We start from the raw sequence: 24,524 nt of genomic DNA on the forward strand, positions 1-24,524 counted from the left end.
GCAAAGGATTTCCGCCCCTTGCGATCATACCCTGCTTTCGCCCGATAAAGCTCTTTCAAAGCTCTCGAACGGCTTTGTCCAAAGTCATTGTCCACCGTGTGGAACATGCTAAGACGGGGTGAAACAACAAGGAGACCCCAGTGGCCGACGCCCCTGCCAACGAAACCCAGTCCCCATCCGGAAAGTCCCGCAGATCGCTTCGCCCGCTCACCCGGCTGCTGCCCTATCTCTTCCGGCACAAGGGCATGGTCGCGGCAGCGGTTGCAGCTCTGTTTTCCGCCGCCGTCATCACGCTGATTCTGCCAGCGGCCGTCCGCCGGATGATCGACTTCGGTTTCGGCGCAGACGATCCCGCCCTGGTCAATTCCTATTTCGCCGTGCTGATCGGTGTGGTCTGCGCGCTCGCAACGGCCAGTTCCGTCCGCTATTTCCTGGTGATGTGGATTGGCGAACGTGTGGTTGCCGATGTGCGATCCGACGTTTTTGCCCATATGACCCGGCTCAGCCCGGTGTTTTACGACAGCGCCAAGTCAGGTGAAATCCTCTCGCGGCTGACGGCCGACACCACCCAGATCAAGGCGGCCTTCGGCTCCAGCGCATCGCTCGCCATGCGCAACCTCATCATGTTCCTGGGCGCTGCGGTAATGATGGTGGTCACCAGTCCGCGCCTGTCCGTCATCGTGCTGGCGGCAATCCCGGTCATTCTCATTCCCATCCTCGGCTTCGGCCGGCAAGTGCGCAAACGCTCCCGCTTCGCGCAGGACACGTTGGCAGAAGCCTCGGCCTATGCCAGCGAGATGCTGGGCTCGGTCCGCACACTTCAGGCCTTCACTCATGAAAGCCTCAGCGCAGGCCGCTACTCCGATGCCGTCAACGAAGCCTTCCAGGCTGCACGTCAGGCAATCGTCGCCCGCGCCGCGCTCACCGGCTTCGCCATCATGGTGATCGGGGCCAGCATCGTCGCCGTTCTGTGGATCGGGGCCAGCGATGTCTTTGCTGGCAGGATCACCGGCGGTGAACTCAGCCAGTTCCTGCTGTATTCCATCCTGGCGGCCGGTTCCCTGGCCGCCCTTTCCGAGGTCTGGGGCGAACTCTCACAGGCAGCAGGGGCAGCCGAGCGCCTGTCGGAGCTACTGGAAATCCAGCCGGAAATTGCCGCGCCCGCGAACCCCGTCCGCCTGCCCGCGACACCGCGCGGCGAGATCGTCTTCCAGAACGTATCCTTCGCCTATCGCAACGCGGAAAAGATGCCCGTCGTTCGCGACCTCAGCCTCACCGTCTCACCCGGCGAGACCGTTGCCGTGGTCGGGCCTTCCGGCGCGGGCAAATCGACCCTGTTCAGCCTGCTGATGCGGTTCTACGATCCGGTCTCGGGTGTGATCCGTCTCAATGGCGCGGCCTTGCCCGACCTCGACCCGGAAGACCTGCGCCGCCATATCGCGCTGGTGCCTCAGGACACCGCCATCTTCGGCGCCAGCATTGCGGAAAACATCGCTTACGGCCGACCGGAGGCCAGCCGCGAAGACGTGATCGCGGCAGCGGAAGCGGCCCTGGCCGCCCCCTTCATCGAGCAGATGACGGACGGTTACGACACGCTTGTTGGTGAACGCGGCATTACCCTGTCCGGCGGCCAGCGCCAGCGCATTGCCATCGCCCGCGCCGTCTTGAAACACGCTCCTGTGCTGCTGCTTGATGAGGCCACCAGCGCTCTGGACGCGGAAAGCGAAAACCTCGTCCAGCAGGCCCTCGACCGGCTGATGGAGAACCGGACCACACTGGTCATCGCCCACCGGCTGGCAACCGTGCTCAAGGCAGACAGGATCGTGGTGATGGAAAACGGCCGGATCGTCGAAACCGGGACGCATGGCGAACTGACAGCCGCCGGAGGTCTATATGCCAAACTCGCCCGGCTGCAATTTGGCGCCGAGCAAGAAGCTGAAACGGCATAGAGCCTCAAATGCAAAAGGGCGGCACGATTGCCGCCCTTTCTTATCGATGAAACCCTGTAACGATCACGCGTCGTCGGGAACGGCGACCGTGTAGTTGAGCGGCATGCGGCCGCCATCGGCAAAGATGGTCTGGCCGGTGACATAGCTGGCATCGCTGGAGGCCAGGAAGGCCGCGACGCTGGCGATTTCGGACGGCTCACCGACACGCAGCATCGGTGTCCGCGACAGAACGCGGTTCTTCGCTGCCGGATCGCTGTTCACCGACGCCAGCATCTCGGTCATGATCGAGCCCGGCCCGATGGCGTTGACGCGGATGCCGTATTGGGCGAGCGCCAGGGCCGTCGTCTTGGTCAGCTGCGACATGCCACCCTTGGAAACGCAGTAGGGGATCTGGTTCGGGATCGCGAGCACCGAGTTGACCGACGACATGTTGACGATACAGCCCGGCTCACCGCCGTTCTGCACCTTTTCCACCATGTGGCGGGCAACGGCCTGTGAGCAGAGGAAAGCGCCTTTCAGATTGATTGAAAGGACGCGCTCGAAATCTTCTTCTTCCAAGTCGAGGAAATCCGCGCCGACCACGATGCCGGCGTTATTCACCAGCACATCGATGTCGCCATAGGCATTCAGCGTCTCGGCAACCAGATTGCGGACATCCAGGCGTTCGGCGACGTTGCAATGGATATACATCGCCTCGCCCTGAGACTTCAGATCTTCTGCCGCAGCTTCACCGGCTTCGTCATCTACATCGGCAATCACGACCTTTGCGCCATCGGCGACAAAACGCTTGGCGACTGCAAATCCGATCCCCCGGGCTGCCCCGGTGATGATGGCGACCTTATTTTCCAAAGACACGGAAACCTCACGGCTGCTTGAGTTTAAATCTGACACGCAAAAAAGCGGGCCGCTTCGCGGCGGCCCGACCTTAAGTGGCAAAAACGGCTATGTCGATGGCTGTTATTGCCCTCCAGCAACGTCACCTGGCCAATTCAGACGGAAATTCCATGCGTTTTGAGCGCTTCGGTGATCTCGTCCAGGATGGCGGGATCGTCGATCGTCGCCGGCATTTTCCAGGTTTCGCCATCGGCAATCTGGCGCATCGTGCCGCGCAGGATCTTGCCGGAGCGTGTCTTCGGCAGCCGGTCGACCGTGATTGCGATCTTGAAGGCCGCCACCGGGCCGATCTTGTCGCGCACCAGTTTGATGAGTTCCTTCTCGATCTCCTCATGAGACCGGTCGACACCGGCCTTCAGCACCACGAAGCCGCAGGGAAGCTGGCCTTTCAGCTTGTCGGCAATGCCAATGACGGCGCATTCGGCGACATCCGGGTGTGTTGCCAGCACCTCTTCCATCCCGCCTGTCGACAGGCGGTGGCCGGCAACGTTGATGATGTCATCCGTCCGCGCCATGATCGACAGATAGCCGTCATCATCGATAATGCCCGCGTCCGCGGTCTTGTAGTAACCGGGGAATTCGGCGAGATAGGCATCGAAGAATCGCTTGTCCGCGTTCCAGAGCGTCGGCAACGAGCCGGGAGGCAACGGCAACTGCACCACGATGTTGCCGAGCGTATTCGCCCCCAGCGGATGGCCGGCATCGTCAAGCACCTGAACATCGTAACCGGGCATCGGCACGGTCGGCGAGCCCGGCTTGACCGGCAACTGGCCCAGGCCCACCGGGTTGCCGACGATGCACCAGCCGGTTTCCGTCTGCCACCAGTGGTCGATCACCGGCACCTGCAACTGATCGATGGCCCAGTTGACCGTTTCCGGGTCCGCACGCTCGCCGGCAAGAAACAGAGACCGGAACAGCGATAGATCGTAACGCTGAATGAGTGCGCCGTTCGGATCTTCCTTGCGAATCGCCCTGAATGCGGTTGGCGCAGTGAACAGCGACACGACGTTGTGGTCGGAAATGACCCGCCAGAACGTGCCTGCGTCCGGCGTCCCCACCGGTTTGCCTTCAAAGACGATAGTGGTGCAGCCGTGCAGCAGCGGCGCATAACAGATGTAGGAATGGCCGACGACCCAGCCGACGTCGGACGCCGCCCAGAACACTTCACCCGGCTGGATATCGTAAAGGTTCTCCATCGACCACTTCAGCGCCACCATGTGGCCGCCGTTGTCACGGACGACACCCTTGGGCTGGCCGGTCGTACCGGAGGTGTAGAGGATATAGAGCGGGTCGGTTGCCTTGACCGTCACCGGCGCAATCCTGCGTCCGGCCACGATAGCTTCTGCCTGAAGGGCGCCGAGGTCATGGTCCCTTCCCGGCTTCAGATCGGCTGTCAGTTCCTCACGCTGGAAAACGAGGCAGCTCTCCGGCTTGTGTCTGGCAATATTGATGGCCTGGTCGATCAGCGGTTTGTAGGCAATGACCCGGCCCGGCTCGATGCCGCAGGAGGCCGCGATGATCGCCTTCGGGGTGGCATCGTCGATTCGCGTTGCCAGCTCGTTGGCGGCGAACCCGCCGAAGACGACGGAATGGATGACGCCGAGACGCGCGCACGCCAGCATCGCCATCACCGCCTGCGGGATCATCGGCATGTAGATGATGGCCCGGTCACCCTTGACCAGCCCGTGGTCGGCCAGCACGCACGCCATGGCCTCCACTTCCTCCAGCAGCTCTGAATAGGTGTAGCTCGCCGTCCGGCCGGTAATCGGGCTGTCGTAAATGAGCGCCGGCTGGCCGGGACGGCCATGTTCCACATGCCGATCCAGGCAATTGTAGCAGGTGTTGCACTCCCAGTCCGGAAACCAGCGGCCGTATTGCCCCTGATCCGGATCGAACACCTTTTCCCCCGTCGAGACCCAGTCTATTTCCTCAGCGGCTGTCTTCCAGAACCCGAGCGGGTCGTGTTTCCAGCCCTGGTAGACCTCGTGATACCGGCTTGCCATGACAATGTCCTCCCAAACAAAGGCCCGGAAACGCAGCTCCGGCTTTTGCCGCCTAGAGTGCTGTAAGGGAACCTGGAATTGCAAGCCTCCGCTTCTAGGCAATTCGGCCTTCGGGACTTTACGTAAGCACTCTGGCATGATTGTCTGCCGGTCCTGTCCGTTCTATTCCTCGCGTTTCTCAGCACATGATTCCAATTTCAGATCCCTGGTTCTATGCGGCCGCCATTCCGTCGGTCTTTCTGGTCGGCCTGTCCAAAGGCGGCTTCGGCGGCACGTTTGCCATGCTTGGCGTGCCGATCATGGCGCTGGTCATTTCCCCGCTGCAGGCAGCCGGCATCATGTTGCCGATCCTGATCGTGATGGACATCGTCGCGCTGATCGCCTATCGCGGACGTGCGGACTGGAAAAGCCTCAGCATTCTGCTGCCCGCCGCCGTGATCGGCATCGGCATCGGCTGGGCCACCGCCGCTTATGTGAACGACGCCTTCGTGATCTTCCTGATCGGCATCATGTCGCTGGCCTTTGTCGCCGACTATCTCTTCAAGCAGCGCAAGGTCACCACGGCCAGCGGCCACAACCGGGCGAAAGGCACGTTCTGGGGTACGATCGCAGGGTTCACCAGCTTCATCAGCCACACCGGTGGCCCGCCCTTTCAGATGTACATGCTGCCCCTGCGCATGGCGCCGCTGATGTTCGCCGGAACGGCGGTCATCTTTTTCGCCACAGTGAACGCGATCAAGCTGGTGCCCTATTTCCTGCTGGGACAATTCGACGCCACCAACCTGTCGACCTCCGTCTTGCTGTTTCCCGTGGCACTGGTGGCGACCCTTGTCGGGGTCTGGCTGGTGCGCGTCGTCAAGGCGGAAATGTTCTACGCCATCATCTATACCTTCATGGGCGTGATTGGCGCCAAGCTGACGTACGACGGATTGATGGGCCTGCTTGCCTGACCCCGGCGGTCGCGGCGGATCGTCAAAGGGGATACCCCCGCCAATGATCAATTGCACGGCAAACCGTTTCCGGTTTTGATACGGCCAAAATCAACCGGTCACCGAACCTCGCCCACACGGCAAAGGGGCGGCTGACCGGTCTCAGGACATTTTCGGCATCCCGCGCTCCATGTGCCGGCAGGATGCTTCAGGGAGGATGGTCATGGATGCCAGCGTCAACCCCTTCACAAAGGGTCTCGACAAGAACACCGCCAATTATGCACCGCTCAGCCCGCTGAGTTTTCTGGCACGGGCGGCCGATGTCTTTCCCGACACGATTGCGATCGTACACGGCCGTCAGCGGACCGACTACCGGACGTTTTATCGGCGTGCGCGTCAGCTCGGCTCCGCACTGACGCGGCTTGGCATCGGCAAGAACGACACGGTCAGCGTCATGCTGTCCAACGTGCCGCCGATGCTGGAAGCCCACTACGGGGTGCCGATGGCAGGCGCCGTGCTGCATTCCATGAACACCCGTCTGGACGCCGCGATCATCGCCTTCCAGCTCGATCATGCCGATTGCAAGGTGCTGATCACCGACCGCGAATATGCGCCGGTCGTCAAGGAAGCCCTGTCGATGGCGGCGGTAACCCCGATCGTGATCGACTTTTCCGACACGCAGTTTCCGCAGGACGGCGAACGTCTCGGCAGCCTCGACTATGAGGCGTTTCTGCAATCAGGCGATCCGGAGTTCGCCTGGTCGCTTCCGGATGACGAGTGGGATGCGATCGCGCTCAACTATACCTCCGGCACAACAGGCAATCCCAAGGGCGTGGTCTACCACCACCGCGGCGCCTATCTGCTGGCCCAGGCGAATGTGATCACGGCCTCCATGGCCAAGCATCCGGTCTATCTGTGGACCTTGCCGATGTTCCACTGCAACGGCTGGTGCTTTCCCTGGTCGTTGTCGCTCGTTGCCGGCACCCATGTGTGCCTGCGCTGGGTCCGGCCGCAAACCATGTGGGAACTGATCGCCGAGGAAGGCGTCACCCATCTGTGCGGCGCGCCGATCATCATGTCGACGCTCCTCAACGCCGCGCCCGAGCACAAGCGCGATCTGGACCGCGAAGTGGAATTCTTCACGGCCGCCGCTCCACCGCCGGAAAGCGTGCTGGCTGCCATGAAGACCGCCGGCTTCAACGTCACCCATCTTTACGGCCTCACCGAAGTCTACGGCCCGGCAGTCGTCAATGACTGGAAGCTCGAATGGAACGATCTGCCGCTGGACGAGCAGGCGCAGAAGAAGGCGCGGCAGGGCGTACGCTATGTCGCGCTGGAGGGCCTGACGGTGCTTGACCCGGAAACGCTGGAGCCGGTGCCCGCCGATGGCGAGACGCTTGGCGAGGTCATGTTCCGTGGCAACGTCGTCATGAAGGGCTACCTGAAAAACCCGGAAGCCACCGAAAAGGCCTTCAAGGGTGGCTGGTTCCATTCCGGAGATCTCGGCGTGCTGCATCCCGACGGCTATGTCCAGTTGAAGGACCGCTCCAAGGACATCATCATCTCCGGCGGCGAAAACATCTCGTCCATCGAAGTGGAAGAGGTGCTCTACAAGCACGCCGACGTGCAGGCGGCAGCTGTGGTGGCCAAACCGGATGAAAAATGGGGCGAAACCCCTTGCGCCTTCGTCGAACTCAAGGAAGGCTCAACGGTGAGCGAAGCCGATCTGATCGCCTTCTGCAGGCAGCACCTTGCCGGCTTCAAGGCACCGAAAACCCTCGTCTTCTGTGAATTGCCCAAGACCTCCACCGGCAAGATCCAGAAATTCGCTCTGCGGGAACAGGCAAAGGCGCTTTAAGAGCCAAAAACAAAAACGCCGCGCAATGCGCGGCGTTTGAACTAAAGGCGACGCCCCCTAATGGAGCGTCTCGTTTTCCCGTATTCGCGTAATCTCATCCTTGATCTTGAGCTTTTGACGCTTCATGTCAGCCAGTTGCAGGGAGTCTGTACTCGGATGTAACTGAGCGTCTTCAATCTTGCGTTCCATTTCCGCGTGACGGCGCTCAAGTTCTGCGAGATGCGACTGCATTGACATGGATATCCTCCTGTCTGTTGGCTCAACATTTTCATCGTGCCACAGGAATTCCGGCGTTGTCGATTGCTGATTCCGCATACCTTGAGCATTTCGCCGTCAAATTATGCATTCTCGTAGGTATCCTTAGGAAACCTTAAAGATGCGCCCCCAAGTAAGCCCCCGAAAACTCACGAAAATTACCCTTGAAAAATTTGCCAGTTCACAAGTTTTCAACATACGAAATCGTGACGGGCCGAAGATGATAGCTTGCCCGTGATCGGCAAAATGGATTAGGACTTATCTCCTGTTTAGGGGACATAGATGGCGCAGATGGATAGTGATGCGTTGCGTATGCAACTGGCGCAGCTTCGCCAGGAACACAGAGATCTTGACGCGGCCGTCGAGGCACTTGCCTCAACTTCGAACCAAGATGCCTTGCAACTGCAGCGGCTGAAAAAGAAGAAACTGATGATCAAGGACCGGATCACGGCGCTTGAGGATCAACTCTTTCCGGACATCATCGCCTGAGCCTTTTCCGCCGCGAGAGCTCCCGCATCCGCGGCACCTCCCCCGAAAGTGAATTTCCGGCACAGTACTGGCGGATTCGCGCTTGCGATGCGCGGCTCGCTGCCTATACTCCGCGGCTCTTCTGAGCCTGCCGGAAACTGGAGCACTTTATGGCAAAAGCGGATGTCGCCATCATCATGGGCAGTCAGTCGGACTGGCCGACTATGAAACACGCCACCGACACACTGGACCAACTGGGCGTCAGCTACGAGGCACGCATCGTCTCCGCACACCGCACACCGGACAGGATGTACGACTTCGCCAAGAGTGCGAAGGCCGAAGGCTTCAAGATCATCATCGCAGGCGCAGGCGGCGCCGCCCATCTGCCCGGCATGACCGCCGCCCTCACACCGCTTCCCGTCTTCGGCGTTCCGGTTGAAAGCAAGGCGCTCTCGGGCGAGGACAGTCTATTGTCCATCGTGCAGATGCCCGCAGGCATTCCGGTGGGCACGCTGGCCATCGGCAAGGCCGGTGCGACCAACGCCGCGCTTCTGGCAGCCGCCGTTCTGGCGCTGCACGATCCGGCAATCGATGCCGCGCTCACCGCTTTCCGCGCCGAGCGCACGGCAGCCGTCGCCGAAACACCCTCCAACGACTGACACAGAACCCCCGCGGGCAGGATCCACATCATGAGCGCCAAAACCCGTTTGAGCCCAGGCGACACCATCGGCGTCCTTGGTGGAGGCCAGCTTGGCAGGATGCTGGCACAATCGGCTGCCAGCCTTGGCCTCAAGACACATATCTTCTGTCCGGACCCGAACAGTCCCGCCTTCGATGTCAGCGCCATCTTTACGGTTGCCCCCTATGAGGACATCGATGCGCTCGACCGTTTCGCGTCCTCGGTCGCTGCCGTCACCTATGAATTTGAAAACGTGCCCGGCCCGACCGCGGCGCATCTGGACGCCAAGGTTCCGGTCCGCCCCGGCGTGCGCGCGCTGGAAGTCTCCCAGGACCGGCTGTTCGAGAAGCAGTTTCTGTCCGGGGCCGGTGTCGCCATTGCCGACTTCGCCGACATAACCTCTCAGCAGGAGCTTGACGCGGCCGTTGCCCGGTTTGGTGGCCAGGGCGTTCTGAAGACGCGCCGGTTCGGCTATGACGGCAAGGGCCAGCAGATGATCCGCAAGCCCCAGGATGCCGAAGGCGCCTTCAAAAAGCTCGGCTCAGTGCCCATGGTGCTGGAAGCGCTGATCCGGTTCGAATGTGAAGTCTCGGTGATTGTCGCCCGCGACCTGGACGGCGCCATTGCCTGCTACGACATTGCCCGGAACCACCACGAGAATCACATCCTGAAAACCTCGACCGTTCCCGCCGGCGTCTCTCAGGAAACGATGGAGGCTGCACGTGCCATGGCCGGGCAGATCGTCGCCGGTCTCGATTATGTCGGGGTCATGGGTGTCGAGATGTTCCTGGTCCGCGACGGAGCGGGCGAAAGGCTTCTGGTCAACGAGATCGCGCCGCGCGTCCACAATTCCGGTCACTGGACGCAGGACGCCTGCCTGACCTCGCAGTTCGACCAGCACATCCGCGCCGTTGCCGGCTGGCCTCTCGGCTCCGCCGAGCGGCATTCGGATGCGGTCATGGAAAATCTGATCGGTTTTGACGCCGACGGCTGGCTGGATATTCTGAAGGAACCTTCTGCCCGGCTGCATCTTTACGGCAAGGCGGAAACCCGGGAAGGCCGCAAGATGGGCCACGTCAACCGGATTTCCGGAAAGTCCTGACCTGGATCAGCCATTAAGTGTCTCAAAAGCCCCGGCCTCAAAACCGGGGCTTTTGTCATGACGCCGAGCCGCCGCCAAAACGGAACGGCTCAACCCGGCACGAGGCCCAGCTTCTCTCGCCGTGCAAAGCGGAGGTTCGCCAGCACGGCAACGGACGCAAGACCGCCTGCCAGACCGCACCAGACGCCGACCCCGCCCCACCCGGCAACAAACCCCAGCCCCAGAGACAGGCTGATGCCGACGACCCAGTAGCCGAAGAGGGCATAGAACAGCGGGATCGTGGTATCGCCCAGGCCGCGCAGGTTGTTGACACCGATAATCTGGCCACCGTCCGCGAGCTGGAACAGCGCTGCCACCGTCAGGAACGAGACGCCATAGGTCATCACTTCCCTGGCTTCCGGGTCACTGAGATCAAGATAGGCGCCGACGAGCTGCTCCGGGATCGACCAGAACAAGATGGCGAAGAAGCCCATGAACAGCATGGTGACGACCAGCGCCGTCCAGCCGGCGCGGCCTACACCCTTGTGGTCGTCCCGGCCTGAAGCGAGGCTGACGCGGGTCATGGCGGCCACGGACAGCCCGACAGGCACCATGAACGTGATGGACGCGATCTGCAGCGCAATGCCGTGGCCGGCCAGAGGCAAGGTGCCCAGCCAGCCGATCATCACCGATGAGGCCGTGAAAAGAGACCCTTCGGCAATGATGGTCAGGGCAATCGGCGTGCCCAGCCGGACGATCTGGAAAAAGACCGGCCAGTCCGACCGCCATATCCGGCCCAGAATGTTGTAGCGGCGCAGCTTGGGGTGCAGCACGGCATAGGCCAGCAGGAACAGGAATGTCGTGGTCGCGCTGAGGACGGATGCAATCCCTGCCCCCACCAGTTCCAGGCGCGGAAAGCCGAACTCGCCGAAAATCAGCACATAATCCAGGAATGCGTTCGCAAAGGCACCGGCAATCGTCGCCCAGAGCACCACCTGCGTGCGTTCCATCACCGTCAGGAAGCCGCGCACGGCCATGATCAGCAGCGCAGGCAACATGGTCCACTGCAGATAGGCCATATAGACGCCCGCGAGTCTGGCCAGTTCCGGCTCCTGTCCCAGCAGCAGCAGGATCGGCTCGATGAACAGCAGGATGCCCCAGACCGGTATGCAGAACAGGACCGAAATCCAGAACCCCATGCGCACGGCACGGCGCAGGTCACGCAGTTTTTTCTGACCGCGGGCGCGGGCGGCAAGCGGGATCACCGCCTGCAGCAGGCCCATGCCGAAAAACCACACCAGCATGTAGAAATTGAACGCCAGCACCGAGGCAGCAAGTTCCTGCGCACCGAGACGTCCGATCATCAGAACGTCGGTGGTGTTGATGGCCATCTGGGCCAACTGAGCGCCGGCCAGCGGCAAGCCCAGAGAGAGAGTCGGCTGAATGTCGCTCCGCCAAAGGGACTGGCTCTTGTCCGAATCGGGAGCCCTTGACGCGTGCTGCGCCATTGTTTCCTCCAACAATGAGGGCAAGGTCATACCTTCTTGTACGAGGCTCGATTGACCGGGGTGAGACATCCACCTCTAGTCGTGATACACTGCCGTGTCCACACCTGTTCTGCGGGTTGGGGACACCCTCCGGCCTTGGCGCCGGAATCCGATTTTGGCGGGTTTCTTTGCGAATGCCTGTGGACACATGGGGTTTGCTCTGGTATTAAGCCCGCCAAAGTGAGCGACGCGTCAGCGGCGATAAGGTCTCTGTACACAAGTGGATGCTTGACTGATCGGTACGCCGATGGGCACACGCATGTGTTTTTGAAACCACCGTAAGGTTCGTTGGCGAAGCCTCGCTTCCATCATGGTTCTTCTTGCTGCGGATCCTCTGCAGCGCATCGAAAACGGGAAAAAACGCGTGCAGGTTCTGGTTCGCGACAACAATGTCGATCAAGCGCTCAAGGCGCTCAAGAAAAAGATGCAGCGCGAAGGCATCTTCCGTGAAATGAAACTTCGCGGTCATTTTGAAAAACCGTCTGAAAAAAAGGCGCGTGAAAAGGCTGAAGCAATTCGCCGTGCACGCAAGCTGGCTCGCAAGCGGGCACAGCGTGAAGGCCTGCTCCCGGGCAAGTCCGCTCGCCGCTAAGATCGGCTTGAGCGTTTCTGGCGGGTTTGGCCGCCAATCTTCTCAAAATTGCCCTAAGGCCGACCGAAGTCCCGGTCGGCTTTTGGCGTTTTGCGGAGAATGCTTCGGGCTCGCTCCAAAGAGCCCTGCGCAGCCATACTCACGCCCTATTGGAGGCAGATGAACGGCATGTCTAATCGTTTGACCCTTAGAGATCGTCTGTGCCTCATGCACAAATTTCTGCCTCATGCAACGCTGATCGGCCTGGCTTCCATGCTGGCAGCCTGCAACACGTCGGGCGTCTACGACGATGTGCCAACCAACTCTTCTGCCGGGTCTTCGACCAACATCGCCTCACTGACGGCGGTGATCGACGCCAATCCGAACGATGCCAGCGCCTACAGCACCCGCGGCATCGCCTACGGCCAGGCAGGCAAGCTGGACAAGGCCGTCGAGGACTTCAACAAGGCGCTGCAACTGAACCCGCAATCCTATCAGACCTATGCAAACCGCGGTCTCGTCTACCGCCGCATGGGCCAGAACGAGCAGGCGGTTGCCGACTACACCCGCGCCATCAACATCAAGCCGGATTATGACGTGGCTTATGTCGGACGCGGCAACATCTATCGTCAGCAGGGCAACTACAACGCCGCCCTCGCCGACTTCAATTCCGTCATCACCCGAGACAGCAGCGATGCCCGTGCGTTCTACAATCGCGGCCTGATCTATCAGGCCCAGAACCAGCATCAGCGCGCGATCGAGGACTTTGCGACCGCCATCGGCCTCAACCCGAAGGCAAGCGCGCCCTATATCGCCCGCGGGATCTCCTACATTGCGGTGAACGACCCGAACGCCGCCTTCTCGGACCTGTCGATGGCCGTCAATCTCGACCGGGATTCCGCCATTGCCTGGGCAAACCGGGGCCTCGCCCAGGAAATGCTCAACAATCCGAAGGATGCCCGGCGCAGCTTTACGCGCGCGATTACGCTGGACAACTCCAACACGATCGCCCGCGAAGGTCTCCGCCGCGTCGGCAACGGCTGACCCGGCCCAAACGTAAGCTTTTCAAAAGACCTGAAGTCATCATGTGCGGTGACCGCACGAGCCAGTTTGCGGTGTCTCGCCCGGTAGCGGCTGAGGCTGGTCGGGGGCACCACACAGGCCGAATGGCTATCTAGAACGGCACCTCGGACCGGAAACAGATCCGTCCGCCATGCGCCGGGTGGTGCAGCTCCAGGGTTTCTGCGTGGAGCGCCAGCCTGGGAGAGGCTGTCAGCGCCGCACCTTGTGCATAGAACCTGTCGCCGGCAATCGGATGACCCAAAGCAAGCATGTGGACGCGCAACTGATGCGAACGGCCGGTATGCGGGAACAGGCGGACCCGTGACGTCGTGTCTTTCCGCTCCAGAACCTGCCACCGTGTCAGCGCTGGCTTGCCGAATTCGAAACTGACCATCTGCTTGGGCCTGTTCGGCCAGTCGCAAATGAGCGGCAGATCGACTTCCCCCTCGTCTTCCGACGGACTTCCCCAGATATCGGCAATGTAGGTCTTGAGCGTCTTGCGGCGTTCGAACTGAAGCCCCAGATGCCGATGTGCCGCCGGGTTTCTTGCCAGAACCATGATACCGGAGGTGTCCATGTCGAGCCGGTGAACGATGCGCGCATCCGCATACCGCTCCTGTGCGCGGCTCTCGATGCAGTCAGCATGTTCGGCGGCCTTGCCCGGAACGCTCAAGAGGCCGCTCGGCTTGTCGACGACAAGAAGATCGTCATCTGCGTGAAGCACCGTCAGAAACGGCTCCAGCGGCGGGGCATAGACAAAGGATACTGGCGCGGCCTGGCTCATCGCAGTTGGGTCCAATGACAAAAGGCGCGGATCTGACCGCGCCTTTCCAAAACAGATGTGTTCGTCTGTACTCTCCGAACCTTTCAGGTCCGGCAAAAACCTCAGACGGTCAGGATCGCCAGGATGCCGCTCAGAACGAACACGGCTGCAGGCGGGATCCAGCCGGATGAACCCAGCGCCATGCCGACGGCAGTGGCCACAAGGGTTGCAATCAGCATCAGCCAGCCGAAGACGGTGGCAGCGGTGCCGCCGAAAGCGAACATGATCAGGCAGACAACAATGGTCAGGACTGCGATCGTGCCGATCTTGGAGAAGTTGATGAACCCCTCGTAGGTCTGCTCGTGAGAGTCATAGTCCATTGCGGGCGCAGTTTCGTCAGACATGAAGTCCCCCAGGAAAATTCGTTAGTCGGCAGCCTACATACAATAAAGCTTCCCGGTTCGGCAATGATGGGAAGTGCACAATTCGTCACTGAGGTCGCGACTTTTTGACAGTCCGCGGCGTGGCACCCCTGTCGGCAGGACAAAAGGGTGGACAATCAGGCGGCGTGCGAGGCCCCCGCAAGGCCTGCAGCAGTCAAGACATCGTCCTGGCGCTTGCGCACGGTTGCCGCATCGAAGCCATCGATCTGTTCGTTGAAGAGCTTGAAGAAGTTGAGTTCCGCCCGCAAGTGCAGGAAGACACCCCCCAATCCGATTGCAGCCCTGTCCATGAAGACGAACTCCTGCGGCACGGTGAGCGGGCCCAGTTCCTTCAGAGCGGTATGCACCCGGAAGGCCTCCTTGCGCCCGTATTCGGCTGCCGACACGCCATCTGCGATGGAACGGACACGGTCACTGAGCAGCGGACCGTAGATGAACCTTGCCCAGATATTCAGGACCTCGATGACTTCCTTCTTCAGATCCTTGAAACCCCAGCGCTCATAGGCCGCCACGACCCGGTCGTTGTCTTCTTCCAGGAGACCGCGATAAAGCTCGACGACACCCTCGACAAAGGCTTCGGGGAAAACGCGGATACAGCCGTAGTCGAGCAGATTGATTCCCGCCGGCTCGCCTTCCTGCTCGAAAACCGTGTAATTGCCCAGGTGCGGATCGCCGTGAATGACGCCGAAATGGCTGAATGGATGCCACCAGGCGTGGAACATGGTCCGGGCGAGCAGATTGCGCTCGTTCTGGCTGTGGTCCTTGTAGTCGAGCAGCGGTTTACCGGTGAGCCAGCCCATTGTGAGCAGGCGCTTTGTCGACAGGTCGTGGATCACTTCCGGAACGCGGATGCGGTTGAAGTCTCCCAGGATTTCCTGATAGACGGCGATATGCGCCGCTTCCCTGGCATAATCCAGCTCCTCACGGACCCGGGCGCTGATTTCCTTGGCAATTTCCCGCGTATCGATGGCCGGGCTCATGCGGCGGTGCAGCGAAAACAGCATCTGCAACTGCTTGAGATCGGCCTCCACCGCCGAGGCCATGTCCGGATATTGCAGCTTGCAGGCCAGAACCCTGCCGTCGTGGCCGGTAGCCCGGTGCACCTGCCCAAGGGAAGCCGCCGCAGCCGGTTCCTTGCCAAACTCGGCGAACCGGCCCTGCCAGTCCGCACCAAGTTCGGCGCGCATCCGGCGCTTGACGAAGGCCCAGCCCATGGGAGGTGCGTTGGCTTGCAGCTTCGCCAGCTCGGTCGTGTATTCGGGCGGCAAGACGTCGGGGATCGTCGACAGAAGCTGCGCCACTTTCATCAAGGGGCCTTTCAGCCCGCCAAGGGCCGCAGCAAGTTCGGCTGCATTCTTGGCGTTGTCGAGTTCCATGCCGAACAGACGTGCCCCGGCCACCTTTGCGGCAATCCCGCCCATGTTGGTGCCGACCTTGGCATAGCGGCCCATACGGGCACTGAGGCGATTGCTTTCGCGGTCTTTCGATTCGGCCATGCGGTGGCGGTCTCCCTTGTGACACCAGACGTTCCATGGACCACCCGATGTGCCAAACCGGTGGCTGCGGTCTCTGGAAACTACATATGACCTACCGCAGCAATATCCAGATCCGCCAGCCGCTATTCCGACGCAGGTCTGCAACGAGCTCCCGAAGGACGGCTATTTTCAAGGCGTTGCTCGGGTCTCGTTCGCAGGAAATCCGTCGCGTTGCCGCTATCGGCCGCCCCCGGATCGAAGGCAGGGCACTTCCCGAAACCAGGCAATCTGCCCGGTGGTCACGGCTTTCCAAGGCTGATTTTTTCAAGCGCCCGGGCCAGATCGTCTCGCGTTGCCACAAGCCCCTTGTAGGCAAGCTGATCGGCATCAAGCGCGAGAAGCTGTGTCCGAAGCCCTTCCGCCAGGCCCGCACGCCCTTCCTGTGCTTCCAGAGCCGCCAGAGGGTCGTGATGGATCTTGATGGTGAACAGGATGTCGCCGGAGCCCGGCAAACGCCGCAAGGTCTGCCGTTCGACCCGGAGGAAAAGCTGAGCCAGCGCGCCGTCGTCAATCTTGACGCGGATCTGTTTCGGCAAGGGATGGTGCAGTTCGCCGTCGGGATAGATCGACCAGTTGAAGCGCTCCAGAAACTGTCCTGCTTTCAGATTGTCGAAGATCCGGGCGACCATCATGCCCATGCGGCTTCCGTTGAATCCGGGGACATTGTCGTGAATTCCCGTCATGGACTGCCCGAATTTCTCCGCCAGGGACCAGGACGAAGGAAAGCAGAGCGCAGCGGCCGCAAGCCTGTAGCCATCCGGACCGGGCCGCATCAAAACGAGATCTTCCTGCACGAGACGCGCCGCGGTCATCAGAGGCGGTGAACCGGAAAGCACTACGCGCTCGCCGGTTTCGGCGATCTCGACCGCGTCATCACCCACCCGGTGGGTCTCTTGATGGAACCTCGAAAGGTTTTCTTTGACGAGATCCAGCACCTCCTGCTGCGCGGGTGTTGTATCCACTTCTGCCCGGAACACCGTTTCAAGATGTTCTGAGAACAGGCGGTTTTTCTCGCGGAGGTGCTTTGCCAGCAAGGGATCGGGTTCCAGCCAGCCCTCCTCACCAATCGGCTTCAGGCCGACAGTGAAGGGCTGGCTGGTGCCGTCGTAAGGCGTGTGGTGGAAGGGGGGCGACGGTTGCCGTGTCATTGGGTACCGCGTCAGGCCTCTTCCAGTGCTTCCAGTTCATCGATGATCCGCTCGATCACCGAGAGGCCCTTCTTCCAGAAATCCGGATCGACCGCGCTCAGTCCGAACGGTGCCAGAAGTTCGGAATGATGCTTGGTGCCGCCAGCCTTCAGAAGGTCGAAATACTTCTCCTGGAAGCCCGTCTCGGCTTCCTCGTAACCGCATAGAGCGAATTCACCAGGCAATCGCCGAAGGCATAGGCATAGACATAGAACGGCGAATGGATGAAGTGCGGAATATAGGTCCAGAAAGTCTCATAACCTTCGCTCAACTTGATCGCGGGCCCGAGGCTTTCGCCCTGCACGGACAGCCACAGTTCCCCGATCTTGTCCGACGTCAGCTCACCGTTGCGCCGCTCTGTATGAACCTTGCGCTCGAACGTGTAGAAGGCGATCTGGCGCACCACGGTGTTGATCATGTCCTCCGCCTTGGAGGCCAGCATCACCTTGCGGGTCTGCGGATTGTCCGCCTTGGCAAGCAGCGACTTGAAGGTCAGCATCTCGCCGAAGACGCTGGCCGTTTCGGCCAGGGTCAGCGGTGTCGGCGCCATCAACGGCCCGTTGGGCGCTGCCAGCACCTGGTGAACGCCGTGGCCAAGCTCATGCGCCAGGGTCATCACGTCGCGGATCTTGCCCTGGTAGTTGACCAGCACATAGGGGTGCGCGCTTGGCACGGTCGGATGGGCGAAGGCACCCGGGGCCTTGCCGGACCGGGCCGGCGCGTCGATCCAGCGCCGGTCGAAGAACCGGCCCGCGATTTCCGCCATATCGGGGGAAAACGCGCTGTAAGCGGACAGAACCGTGTCTTTCGCCTCGTCCCAGGGGATCACCCGCGTGTCGGCGTTCGGCAGGGGCGCGTTGCGGTCCCAGGTATTGAGCTGATCCATACCCAGCCACTTTGCCTTCAGCTTGTAGTAGCGATGCGACAGGCGCGGATAGGCATCGCGCACGGCGGCCACCAGCGCGTCGACCACTTCCCGCTCGACCCGGTTGGACAGATGGCGGCTGTCGGCAATGTCCGTGAAATTCCGCCAGCGGTCGGAGATTTCCTTGTCCTTGGCCAGCGTGTTGGTGATCAGCGTGAAGGTGCGCAGATTTTCCTTGAACGTCTTCGTCAGAGCTTCCGAAGCCTTGCGCCGGGTATCAGGCTTAGGGTCCACCAGCAGATTGAGCGTCGGTTCGATGGAAAGTTCCTGTCCGTCGACATCGAAGGTCAGCGAGGCCATCGTCTCGTCGAACAGCCTGTTCCAGGCACCGGCGCCGGTAACGGACTTCTCGTGGAACAGTTGCTCCACCCTGTCTTCAAGCTGATAGGGCTTGCCCTTGCGCAGATCCTCGATCCATGGACGGTAATGCGCGAACTGGCCGTCCTCAAGCGCCGTTTCCATCACGGCGTCGTCGATCTTGTTCATCTCCAGCGTGAAGAACAGAAGATGCGAACTTGCCGTCGTTATCTGTTCCTGAACGTCGCCGTAGAATTTCTGCGATGCCGGTTTGATGGTGTTTTCCGAATAGACGAGACCGGCAAAGGAAATCAGCCTGCCCATCAGGTCTTCCAGGTCCTCATAGGCGCGAATGGCCGTGACCAGCGCGGAAACGTTGCTCTGCGCCATTTCGGCCAGCCTGCCCTTGTAGGACGTCTCGAAGGTTTTTGACCGGTCGAGGATCTCCTTCAGATCGGCAGCAACCTCCGGCGCGTCGACGGCAGGATATAGATCCGTGAGGTCCCATTCGGGAAGAGACCCGATATCTGCGGAAGCGGCGGCCTGCGGGGCGAAGACGGGATGTGGAATGGGCAAGTTTTCTCTCCGGTGCGTCTGCGGACGAACGGGTCCGGCAATCATCTGTTGTTAGAATTAGTAGGCCGGGAAAAGGTTCGCCCGCAATCAGAGTGTGAAAACTTTTTTGCCGGCGCTTGGACGATTTGTTTACCCAATTGCGACCAGAATGGTTCGAAACGAGACAATTCGGGACGAGCGAAACCGCAAATGCAAGCACTCAGCGGCAAAATTCTCATTGTTGACGACGACCCCATCCAGCGCAGGTTGCTGCAGGAAGCCGTGAAGAAATTCGGTTACCGGTCGAAAACCGCCGAGAATGGCGCCGAAGCGGTGCGCATCATGTCGAGCGCAGAAGCAAGCGAGATCGATCTGATCATCCTCGATATGGTAATGCCCGAGCTTGATGGCCTGGGTGTTCTGGAGCGGCTGCGGTCCGACAAGAACGCAACGCCGGTGATCGTCCAGACCGCTCATGGCGGCATCGATACCGTTGTCACCGTGATGAATGCCGGCGCTCAGGATTTCGTGGTCAAACCGGTGGCACCGGAGCGGCTGAACGTCTCGATCCGCAATCTCTTGAAGACATCCGCGCTGGAAGGCGAGATCACCCGGATCCGCAAGCAGGCCTCCGGCACGCTGACCTTTGCCGACATCATCACCCACTCGCCGGCGATGGAACGGGTGATCAATCTCGGCAAGCGGGCGGCCGCATCGAACATTCCGATCCTGATCGAAGGAGAAAGCGGCGTCGGCAAGGAAATGATCGCCAGCGCCATTCAGGGCTCAAGTGACCGCAAATCCAAACCTCTGGTCACCGTCAACTGCGGCGCGATCCCCGACAATCTGGTGGAATCGATTCTCTTCGGACACGAGAAAGGCGCCTTTACCGGCGCGGTAGACAAACACATCGGCAAGTTTCAGGAAGCGCACGGCGGCACCCTGTTCCTGGATGAAGTCGGCGAACTGCCGCAGGATGTCCAGGTCAAGCTGCTGCGCGCCTTGCAGGAAAACGAGATCGACCCGATTGGTGCGCGACGTCCCGTGAAGGTGGATTTCCGGCTGATTTCTGCAACCAACCGGCGGCTGATCGATCAGGTGAAGGAAGGCGTCTTCCGCGAAGATCTGTATTACCGTCTGAACGTTTTCCCGATCTGGATCCCACCGCTGCGCGACCGGCGCGAGGACATTCCCGCGCTCACCCGCCATTTCCTGGCCCGTTTCGCGGCCGAGGAAGGCAAGCCCCAGGTGGCAGGCGTCACCGCCGATACGCTCGCCATGCTTCAGGACTATCATTGGCCGGGCAACATCAGGCAGCTTGAAAACGCGGTTTTCCGTGCGGTCGTCCTGTGCGACGGCCCGCAACTGACGATCAACGATTTTCCGCAAGTGGCCGCCGCTACCGAGCAGACAGCCGCTCCTGGCGTTAGCCACCACCTGCAGGCACCATCGGCATATGCGGACAGGTCGTCCGGCGGCGATCTTGCCGCGGCCCCGGTTCGCCCGAGCGAACCCACGGCCACGCCGCATCATGCTCCCTCAGCCCCGCCCCCTCAGGCAGGCTTCGAGCAATCAGCCCCGTTCGGCTTCATGCGCAACCTCGACCAGGATGGTCACGTGCGCAAGCTGACCGATATCGAGGAGGAATTGATTCGTGCTGCGATCAATCATTACTCCGGGCGCATGACAGAGGTTGCCAAACGGCTCGGAATCGGCCGGTCCACACTCTATCGCAAGCTGAAGGAATACGGACTCGACGAAAGCGGCAGCGACGCGGCGGCCTGAATTGAGGCAAATCATAGCGCAAACCGTCGATTTCGACGATATTTTGACGCATTCTCCGGGTAACCACCACTACCGGAGCGTTTTTGCACTACGCGCTTGCGCCGTTGCAGTTCTGCAACGATTATCAGCTAAGCGAAATTAGGGTAAAAACTTCTTAACCTGCGGCAGCTAGGGTATGTGACCTGCTGGGGAGCACGGGATGGGTGAAAGCCCTCAAAAACGGCGAGATAGAGATTGCGTACACGGTTAGTTGATTTCGACGCCGTCGGTTGGCTGAAGCGTGCCGCGAAAGCGGCCGGCGCGTTTGCTGTTGTGTCTGTGTGCCTGGTCACCTTTGCCCAGGCGGAGACGCGTACCCTGAAGCTGTACAACACGCACACGAAAGAGCGTGTCTCCATTACCTTCAAGAAAAACGGCCGCTATCTGCCCGACGGTCTGCGCGAAGCCAACCGCTTCCTGCGCGACTGGCGCCGCAACGAAATGACCAAGATCGATCCGGAGCTTCTGGATCTCGTCTGGGAAGTGTACCAGCAGGTGGGCGCAAGCCAGCCGATCCACGTCGTTTCCAGCTACCGGTCTCCCGCGACCAACAACATGCTTCGCAAGCGGTCCTCGGGCGTTGCCAAGAACAGCCAGCACACGCTCGGCAAGGCCATGGACTATTTCATTCCCGGCGTAAAACTTGCCACCCTGCGCGCCACCGGCCTGCGCAAGGAAGTGGGCGGTGTCGGTTACTATCCAAGGTCCGGCTCTCCGTTCGTTCACATGGACACCGGCAGCGTCCGTCACTGGCCGCGCATGAGCCGCTCCGAGCTGGCCCGCGTGTTCCCGGACGGCAAGACCCTTCACATTCCGTCTGACGGTAAACCGATGAGCGGCTACAAGGTTGCGCTTGCCGAAAGCAAATCCGGCCGCTCGAGAAGCACCAAACCGACGATCGTCGCCTCCAACTCGCGCTCCAGCTCCTCCAATGGCCTGAGCACCCGCGACCAGAACCTGACGCGTCCGGGCAAGCCCATTCCGGTGACCGCGCAGAATGACAAGCCGTCCTCTGGTGGCGGCAACCTGTTCGCCAGCCTCTTTGGCGGCGGCAACAGCCGTGACGACAATGCAGCCAGGCGTCCGGGCGCGGTCGGCAATACACCGCCCGCACCTGTTACAGCCGAAGCGCCCGCTGTCGTGATCGAAAATCCGCCGGTTCCCGCTCGGAAAATCCTGGGCGACGAACCAGAGGCACCGGCAGCCGCGCCGATTGTCGTTGCCAGCAGCGCTCCTATCGTGAAACCGCCTGCGGATATTCCCTCCGTGGCGGCGACCAAGACGCCTCCGCCTGCGCCGAACACGCTTGATGCACAGCGGTTCGCCATCGAGACCAGCCCTCCGGGCGCCCAGAGCCCTGCGACGGGCACCGTTCCGGAGAAAACGATCGATTCGCGGTTCCAGGTTGCCACGCGCACACCGGTGCAAAAGCCGAGCAAGGGCCTCAGCGATGCAGCCAAGGTCGCTGCGGCAAATCTTGGCCTGAGCAGCGACGTCCCCGTTCCGGGCTCCGTACCGACCGACGATCCGGTCGCTGCAATCGCGGCAGCCACCGGTACAGCCGTGCCCTCTCCGGTGCCCGCGCCCCGGTCGGAAACCACGCTCGCCTACGCCTCCGCCTCCGCGACACCACCCAGCCTGAGCCGCTCCCTGCGGCCGTCGGTCAGCGAGCCGGCACGGGCGCAGGCCACCCGGCCGGCAGCCGCCGCAACCGCCAAGGCCGCCCCGGCTCGTCAGCCTTCCGTTTCAGGCCGGATCCCGCGTGACCAGATTGTCGACCCGCTTGCAGGCTTTGCGAGTTTGCCGGACAAGTCCGCACCGACGCTTCTCTCAGGTGCAGGCACCACACGGCATCAGGCATTTGCCTCGCTCAGCCACCCCAATCAGCGTCAGCTCAAGAACGTGATGATGCCCGGCAACCGCTTTGTGTCCGCCAGCTTTGAAAGCAATCCTTACGGTGGTCTGCGCACAGACCGGTTCGACGGTCCGGCTGTCGTCATCCTGCCGGTCCGCTTCGCGCGCTGACCGGTCAGCCGGTAAAATTCAGACAAAAAAAGAGCGGCATTCCTGCCGCTCTTTTCATGTCGGGGTGCGGATCTTTCCGCTGATCAGCCTTCTGCGCCGCCAGCACCGCCAGCCATGCCGAGTGCGTGCAGGTAGAGATCGAGAACTGCCTCTTCTTCTTCACGCTCATGGGGCTGCTTCTTGCGCAGGGAGACCACCTTCCGCAGGATCTTCACGTCAAAGCCGTTGCCCTTGGCTTCCGCATAGACGTCCTTGATGTCATCGGAGATGACTTTCTTTTCTTCTTCAAGACGCTCGATACGCTCTACGAATGCGCGCAGCTGGTCGCCTGCCACTCCACCGGGATCGGACATGTTTTCTGTTTCTCCTTCTCGTTCTTCCGTGTCGCGCTGTGCGCGGTCTTAATGGCTGCGGCTGATCTTCAGCCGCCGTCAATCACCTAGCCGTGCGTTGCCAGACTGCGCATCGCCCGTCAAGCAGTCATGCGCGTTCAGGCAAGTGCTGGGCTGGCTCAATGCTGGGGTTTGTTCTTTTCGAAAGCGGCTTGCTGGTCCGCCGTCGCTTCGGTCTGGTATTTGGCTTTCCAGTCGTCATAGGGCATGCCGTAGACGATTTCGCGGGCTTCCGACTTTTCCAGGGGAACACCCTTTTCCTGCGCAGCGTCCTGATACCAGTTGGACAGGCAGTTGCGGCAAAAGCCGGCCAGATTCATCATGTCGATGTTCTGCACGTCGGTGCGTCCGCGCAGATGGTCCACAAGGCGCCTGAAAACGGCAGCTTCCAGTTCGAGTTTCGTCTGATCGTCCATCCCGAAGGTCTCCCTGTCCCGGACCGGTGGCCCGGCCTTAAGCGGCGTCGCTGCGCGACTTGAAATGCTGGATACGCCGGCAGTCGGACATGCCGGCAATTTTTCTGATGACCGGCTCGAGGCGGTCCGCCCACTCAAGCGCTCCGGCTTCGTCGGCAATCAGATCCTGCCGCAGTTCCAGAAGCGCATGCGCCAGCCCACGGCGCGTTGCGTGCCGGTACATTGTGTCGTTTTTGAGAGCCCCGTCATAAGGCTCATTGTCGCCCACAATGATGTCGTCCTGCGCCCTCAAACCCTCCAGCAGGGGATCAACGGCCCGCGGGTCGCTGTCCCACAGGACGGTGACATGCCAGGGCCGCGGCACACCGCGCCAGACCGGCGTAAAGCTATGAATGGAAAAGATCACCGGTGGATCGTTGACCTCGATCATCGCATTCAGTGTCTGGTCGATCAGGTCGTGATAGGGTTTGTGAAACCGGTCGATCCTGTTCGCCCGCTCAATCGTGTCGACCTTGGCATTGCCCGGCACGACGGCGCCGTCCGAGAGGCGCATGATCAGCGTCGGGTCGTCGGCGCCCCGGTTGGGATCGATCAACAGACGCGAAAAAGTGGTCAGGCAAGCCGGTGCATTGAGCCGCTTCGCCAATTCGAGCGTAACTGCGCGCGCACCGATATCATAACCGATATGCCGCTCGAACTGTTCGGCCGGAACGCCGAGATCACCATAGGGCTCCGGAACGGTGTTGCGGGCATGATCGCACAGGAGCAGCAATCCGGTCGTTAAATCGCCATTGACATATTCGGTCGGCTGAAAGGCCCGGCCGGTTTCGGCAGCTGGTTCTATCATGTCTCGCTTCGTGGAAACT

The 24,524-nt window shown here is 60.9% G+C and carries 21 protein-coding genes and 1 pseudogene; 10 read left to right on the forward strand and 12 right to left on the reverse strand.

Going from position 1 to position 24,524, the window contains the following annotated elements; translation table 11 throughout:
* The first annotated feature begins 140 nt into the window (after window positions 1–140).
* Window positions 141–1,949, forward strand: a complete 1,809-nt coding sequence (locus tag SIAM614_RS03595) for an ABC transporter transmembrane domain-containing protein (RefSeq protein ID WP_006932160.1) — start codon at window positions 141–143, stop codon at window positions 1,947–1,949.
* 63 nt (window positions 1,950–2,012) lie between these two features.
* On the opposite strand, the gene SIAM614_RS03600 is transcribed toward SIAM614_RS03595, so the two are convergent.
* Together SIAM614_RS03600 and SIAM614_RS03605 are read right to left on the reverse strand one after the other, a co-directional pair.
* Complete coding sequence (locus SIAM614_RS03600) at window positions 2,013–2,804, reverse strand: SDR family NAD(P)-dependent oxidoreductase (protein ID WP_040439049.1); 792 nt, start codon at window positions 2,802–2,804, stop codon at window positions 2,013–2,015.
* 134 nt (window positions 2,805–2,938) lie between these two features.
* The gene (locus SIAM614_RS03605) at window positions 2,939–4,846 is read right to left on the reverse strand and encodes a propionyl-CoA synthetase (RefSeq protein WP_006932162.1); all 1,908 of its coding nucleotides are present in this window, start codon (window positions 4,844–4,846) and stop codon (window positions 2,939–2,941) included.
* Between the two features lie 185 nt (window positions 4,847–5,031).
* Between SIAM614_RS03605 and SIAM614_RS03610 the strand changes: the two genes are divergently transcribed.
* Both SIAM614_RS03610 and SIAM614_RS03615 read left to right on the forward strand, forming a co-directional pair.
* Entirely contained in the window at window positions 5,032–5,796 is a 765-nt protein-coding gene (locus SIAM614_RS03610) for a sulfite exporter TauE/SafE family protein (protein WP_006932163.1), read from the forward strand.
* Between the two features lie 196 nt (window positions 5,797–5,992).
* Window positions 5,993–7,633 carry an acyl-CoA synthetase gene (locus SIAM614_RS03615; RefSeq protein WP_006932165.1) on the forward strand — a complete coding sequence of 547 codons (1,641 nt, stop codon included), beginning with the start codon at window positions 5,993–5,995 and terminating at the stop codon, window positions 7,631–7,633.
* Between the two features lie 57 nt (window positions 7,634–7,690).
* Here the strand turns inward: SIAM614_RS03615 and SIAM614_RS03620 are convergent, their stop codons facing one another.
* Window positions 7,691–7,870 (reverse strand): YdcH family protein, encoded by a 180-nt coding sequence (locus tag SIAM614_RS03620; RefSeq protein WP_040439055.1) that lies wholly within the window; start codon window positions 7,868–7,870, stop codon window positions 7,691–7,693.
* A gap of 300 nt (window positions 7,871–8,170) precedes the next feature.
* Between SIAM614_RS03620 and SIAM614_RS03625 the strand changes: the two genes are divergently transcribed.
* From SIAM614_RS03625 to SIAM614_RS03635, 3 genes are all read left to right on the forward strand, one after another.
* A complete protein-coding gene (locus tag SIAM614_RS03625) occupies window positions 8,171–8,377 on the forward strand; it encodes a YdcH family protein (protein WP_040439058.1) in 207 nt (68 codons plus the stop codon).
* 149 nt (window positions 8,378–8,526) lie between these two features.
* Entirely contained in the window at window positions 8,527–9,015 is a 489-nt protein-coding gene (gene purE, locus SIAM614_RS03630) for a 5-(carboxyamino)imidazole ribonucleotide mutase (protein WP_006932171.1), read from the forward strand.
* Window positions 9,016–9,045: 30 nt separating this feature from the next.
* Window positions 9,046–10,137 (forward strand): 5-(carboxyamino)imidazole ribonucleotide synthase, encoded by a 1,092-nt coding sequence (locus SIAM614_RS03635; RefSeq protein ID WP_006932172.1) that lies wholly within the window; start codon window positions 9,046–9,048, stop codon window positions 10,135–10,137.
* A gap of 89 nt (window positions 10,138–10,226) precedes the next feature.
* Here the strand turns inward: SIAM614_RS03635 and SIAM614_RS03640 are convergent, their stop codons facing one another.
* A complete protein-coding gene (locus SIAM614_RS03640) occupies window positions 10,227–11,624 on the reverse strand; it encodes an MATE family efflux transporter (RefSeq protein ID WP_040439061.1) in 1,398 nt (465 codons plus the stop codon).
* 403 nt (window positions 11,625–12,027) lie between these two features.
* On the opposite strand from SIAM614_RS03640, the gene rpsU reads away from it, so the two are divergent.
* Together rpsU and SIAM614_RS03650 are read left to right on the forward strand one after the other, a co-directional pair.
* The gene (gene rpsU, locus SIAM614_RS03645) at window positions 12,028–12,255 is read left to right on the forward strand and encodes a 30S ribosomal protein S21 (RefSeq protein ID WP_008188883.1); all 228 of its coding nucleotides are present in this window, start codon (window positions 12,028–12,030) and stop codon (window positions 12,253–12,255) included.
* A gap of 207 nt (window positions 12,256–12,462) precedes the next feature.
* A complete protein-coding gene (locus SIAM614_RS03650; RefSeq protein WP_006932177.1) occupies window positions 12,463–13,278 on the forward strand; it encodes a tetratricopeptide repeat protein in 816 nt (271 codons plus the stop codon).
* A 130-nt stretch (window positions 13,279–13,408) separates the two neighbouring features.
* On the opposite strand, the gene SIAM614_RS03655 is transcribed toward SIAM614_RS03650, so the two are convergent.
* The 5 genes and pseudogenes from SIAM614_RS03655 to SIAM614_RS03675 all read right to left on the reverse strand — a co-directional run bounded on the left by SIAM614_RS03655 (window position 13,409) and on the right by SIAM614_RS03675 (window position 19,067).
* Window positions 13,409–14,080, reverse strand: coding sequence for a pseudouridine synthase (locus SIAM614_RS03655; RefSeq protein ID WP_006932181.1), 672 nt, complete (start codon window positions 14,078–14,080; stop codon window positions 13,409–13,411).
* Between the two features lie 101 nt (window positions 14,081–14,181).
* Complete coding sequence (locus tag SIAM614_RS03660; protein WP_006932187.1) at window positions 14,182–14,463, reverse strand: aa3-type cytochrome c oxidase subunit IV; 282 nt, start codon at window positions 14,461–14,463, stop codon at window positions 14,182–14,184.
* Between the two features lie 155 nt (window positions 14,464–14,618).
* Window positions 14,619–15,998: an ABC1 kinase family protein gene (locus SIAM614_RS03665; protein WP_006932189.1), complete on the reverse strand. Its 1,380-nt coding sequence runs from the start codon at window positions 15,996–15,998 to the stop codon at window positions 14,619–14,621.
* Between the two features lie 278 nt (window positions 15,999–16,276).
* Complete coding sequence (locus tag SIAM614_RS03670; RefSeq protein ID WP_006932191.1) at window positions 16,277–17,185, reverse strand: heme-dependent oxidative N-demethylase family protein; 909 nt, start codon at window positions 17,183–17,185, stop codon at window positions 16,277–16,279.
* Between the two features lie 11 nt (window positions 17,186–17,196).
* A pseudogene (locus SIAM614_RS03675) lies at window positions 17,197–19,067 on the reverse strand (M3 family oligoendopeptidase).
* Between the two features lie 144 nt (window positions 19,068–19,211).
* Between SIAM614_RS03675 and SIAM614_RS03680 the strand changes: the two are divergent.
* Both SIAM614_RS03680 and SIAM614_RS03685 read left to right on the forward strand, forming a co-directional pair.
* Window positions 19,212–20,786, forward strand: a complete 1,575-nt coding sequence (locus SIAM614_RS03680) for a sigma-54-dependent transcriptional regulator (protein ID WP_006932197.1) — start codon at window positions 19,212–19,214, stop codon at window positions 20,784–20,786.
* A 234-nt stretch (window positions 20,787–21,020) separates the two neighbouring features.
* The gene (locus SIAM614_RS03685) at window positions 21,021–22,850 is read left to right on the forward strand and encodes a DUF882 domain-containing protein (RefSeq protein WP_006932198.1); all 1,830 of its coding nucleotides are present in this window, start codon (window positions 21,021–21,023) and stop codon (window positions 22,848–22,850) included.
* Between the two features lie 83 nt (window positions 22,851–22,933).
* Here the strand turns inward: SIAM614_RS03685 and SIAM614_RS03690 are convergent, their stop codons facing one another.
* The 3 genes from SIAM614_RS03690 to SIAM614_RS03700 all read right to left on the reverse strand — a co-directional run bounded on the left by SIAM614_RS03690 (window position 22,934) and on the right by SIAM614_RS03700 (window position 24,505).
* On the reverse strand, window positions 22,934–23,203 hold the full coding sequence (locus SIAM614_RS03690) for a DUF2312 domain-containing protein (RefSeq protein WP_040439064.1): 270 nt from the start codon (window positions 23,201–23,203) through the stop codon (window positions 22,934–22,936).
* Between the two features lie 158 nt (window positions 23,204–23,361).
* Entirely contained in the window at window positions 23,362–23,658 is a 297-nt protein-coding gene (locus SIAM614_RS03695; protein WP_006932200.1) for a DUF1244 domain-containing protein, read from the reverse strand.
* 37 nt (window positions 23,659–23,695) lie between these two features.
* Window positions 23,696–24,505, reverse strand: coding sequence for an N-formylglutamate amidohydrolase (locus SIAM614_RS03700; protein ID WP_006932201.1), 810 nt, complete (start codon window positions 24,503–24,505; stop codon window positions 23,696–23,698).
* Between the last annotated feature and the right edge of the window lie 19 nt (window positions 24,506–24,524).

This window comes from Roseibium aggregatum IAM 12614, from assembly GCF_000168975.1.
Classification (GTDB): Bacteria; Pseudomonadota; Alphaproteobacteria; order Rhizobiales; family Stappiaceae; genus Roseibium; species Roseibium aggregatum.

Bases quoted from the DNA above. Each gene is read 5' to 3' on its own strand.
- SIAM614_RS03605 (WP_006932162.1), bottom strand. From the start codon at position 4,846: ATGGCAAGCCGGTATCACGAGGTCTACCAGGGCTGGAAACACGACCCG.
- SIAM614_RS03610 (WP_006932163.1), top strand. From the start codon at position 5,032: ATGATTCCAATTTCAGATCCCTGGTTCTATGCGGCCGCCATTCCGTCG.
- SIAM614_RS03615 (WP_006932165.1), top strand. From the start codon at position 5,993: ATGGTCATGGATGCCAGCGTCAACCCCTTCACAAAGGGTCTCGACAAG.
- SIAM614_RS03620 (WP_040439055.1), bottom strand. From the start codon at position 7,870: ATGTCAATGCAGTCGCATCTCGCAGAACTTGAGCGCCGTCACGCGGAA.
- SIAM614_RS03625 (WP_040439058.1), top strand. From the start codon at position 8,171: ATGGCGCAGATGGATAGTGATGCGTTGCGTATGCAACTGGCGCAGCTT.
- purE (WP_006932171.1), top strand. From the start codon at position 8,527: ATGGCAAAAGCGGATGTCGCCATCATCATGGGCAGTCAGTCGGACTGG.
- SIAM614_RS03635 (WP_006932172.1), top strand. From the start codon at position 9,046: ATGAGCGCCAAAACCCGTTTGAGCCCAGGCGACACCATCGGCGTCCTT.
- SIAM614_RS03640 (WP_040439061.1), bottom strand. From the start codon at position 11,624: ATGGCGCAGCACGCGTCAAGGGCTCCCGATTCGGACAAGAGCCAGTCC.
- SIAM614_RS03650 (WP_006932177.1), top strand. From the start codon at position 12,463: ATGCACAAATTTCTGCCTCATGCAACGCTGATCGGCCTGGCTTCCATG.
- SIAM614_RS03655 (WP_006932181.1), bottom strand. From the start codon at position 14,080: ATGAGCCAGGCCGCGCCAGTATCCTTTGTCTATGCCCCGCCGCTGGAG.
- SIAM614_RS03660 (WP_006932187.1), bottom strand. From the start codon at position 14,463: ATGTCTGACGAAACTGCGCCCGCAATGGACTATGACTCTCACGAGCAG.
- SIAM614_RS03665 (WP_006932189.1), bottom strand. From the start codon at position 15,998: ATGGCCGAATCGAAAGACCGCGAAAGCAATCGCCTCAGTGCCCGTATG.
- SIAM614_RS03670 (WP_006932191.1), bottom strand. From the start codon at position 17,185: ATGACACGGCAACCGTCGCCCCCCTTCCACCACACGCCTTACGACGGC.
- SIAM614_RS03680 (WP_006932197.1), top strand. From the start codon at position 19,212: ATGCAAGCACTCAGCGGCAAAATTCTCATTGTTGACGACGACCCCATC.
- SIAM614_RS03690 (WP_040439064.1), bottom strand. From the start codon at position 23,203: ATGTCCGATCCCGGTGGAGTGGCAGGCGACCAGCTGCGCGCATTCGTA.
- SIAM614_RS03695 (WP_006932200.1), bottom strand. From the start codon at position 23,658: ATGGACGATCAGACGAAACTCGAACTGGAAGCTGCCGTTTTCAGGCGC.
- SIAM614_RS03700 (WP_006932201.1), bottom strand. From the start codon at position 24,505: ATGATAGAACCAGCTGCCGAAACCGGCCGGGCCTTTCAGCCGACCGAA.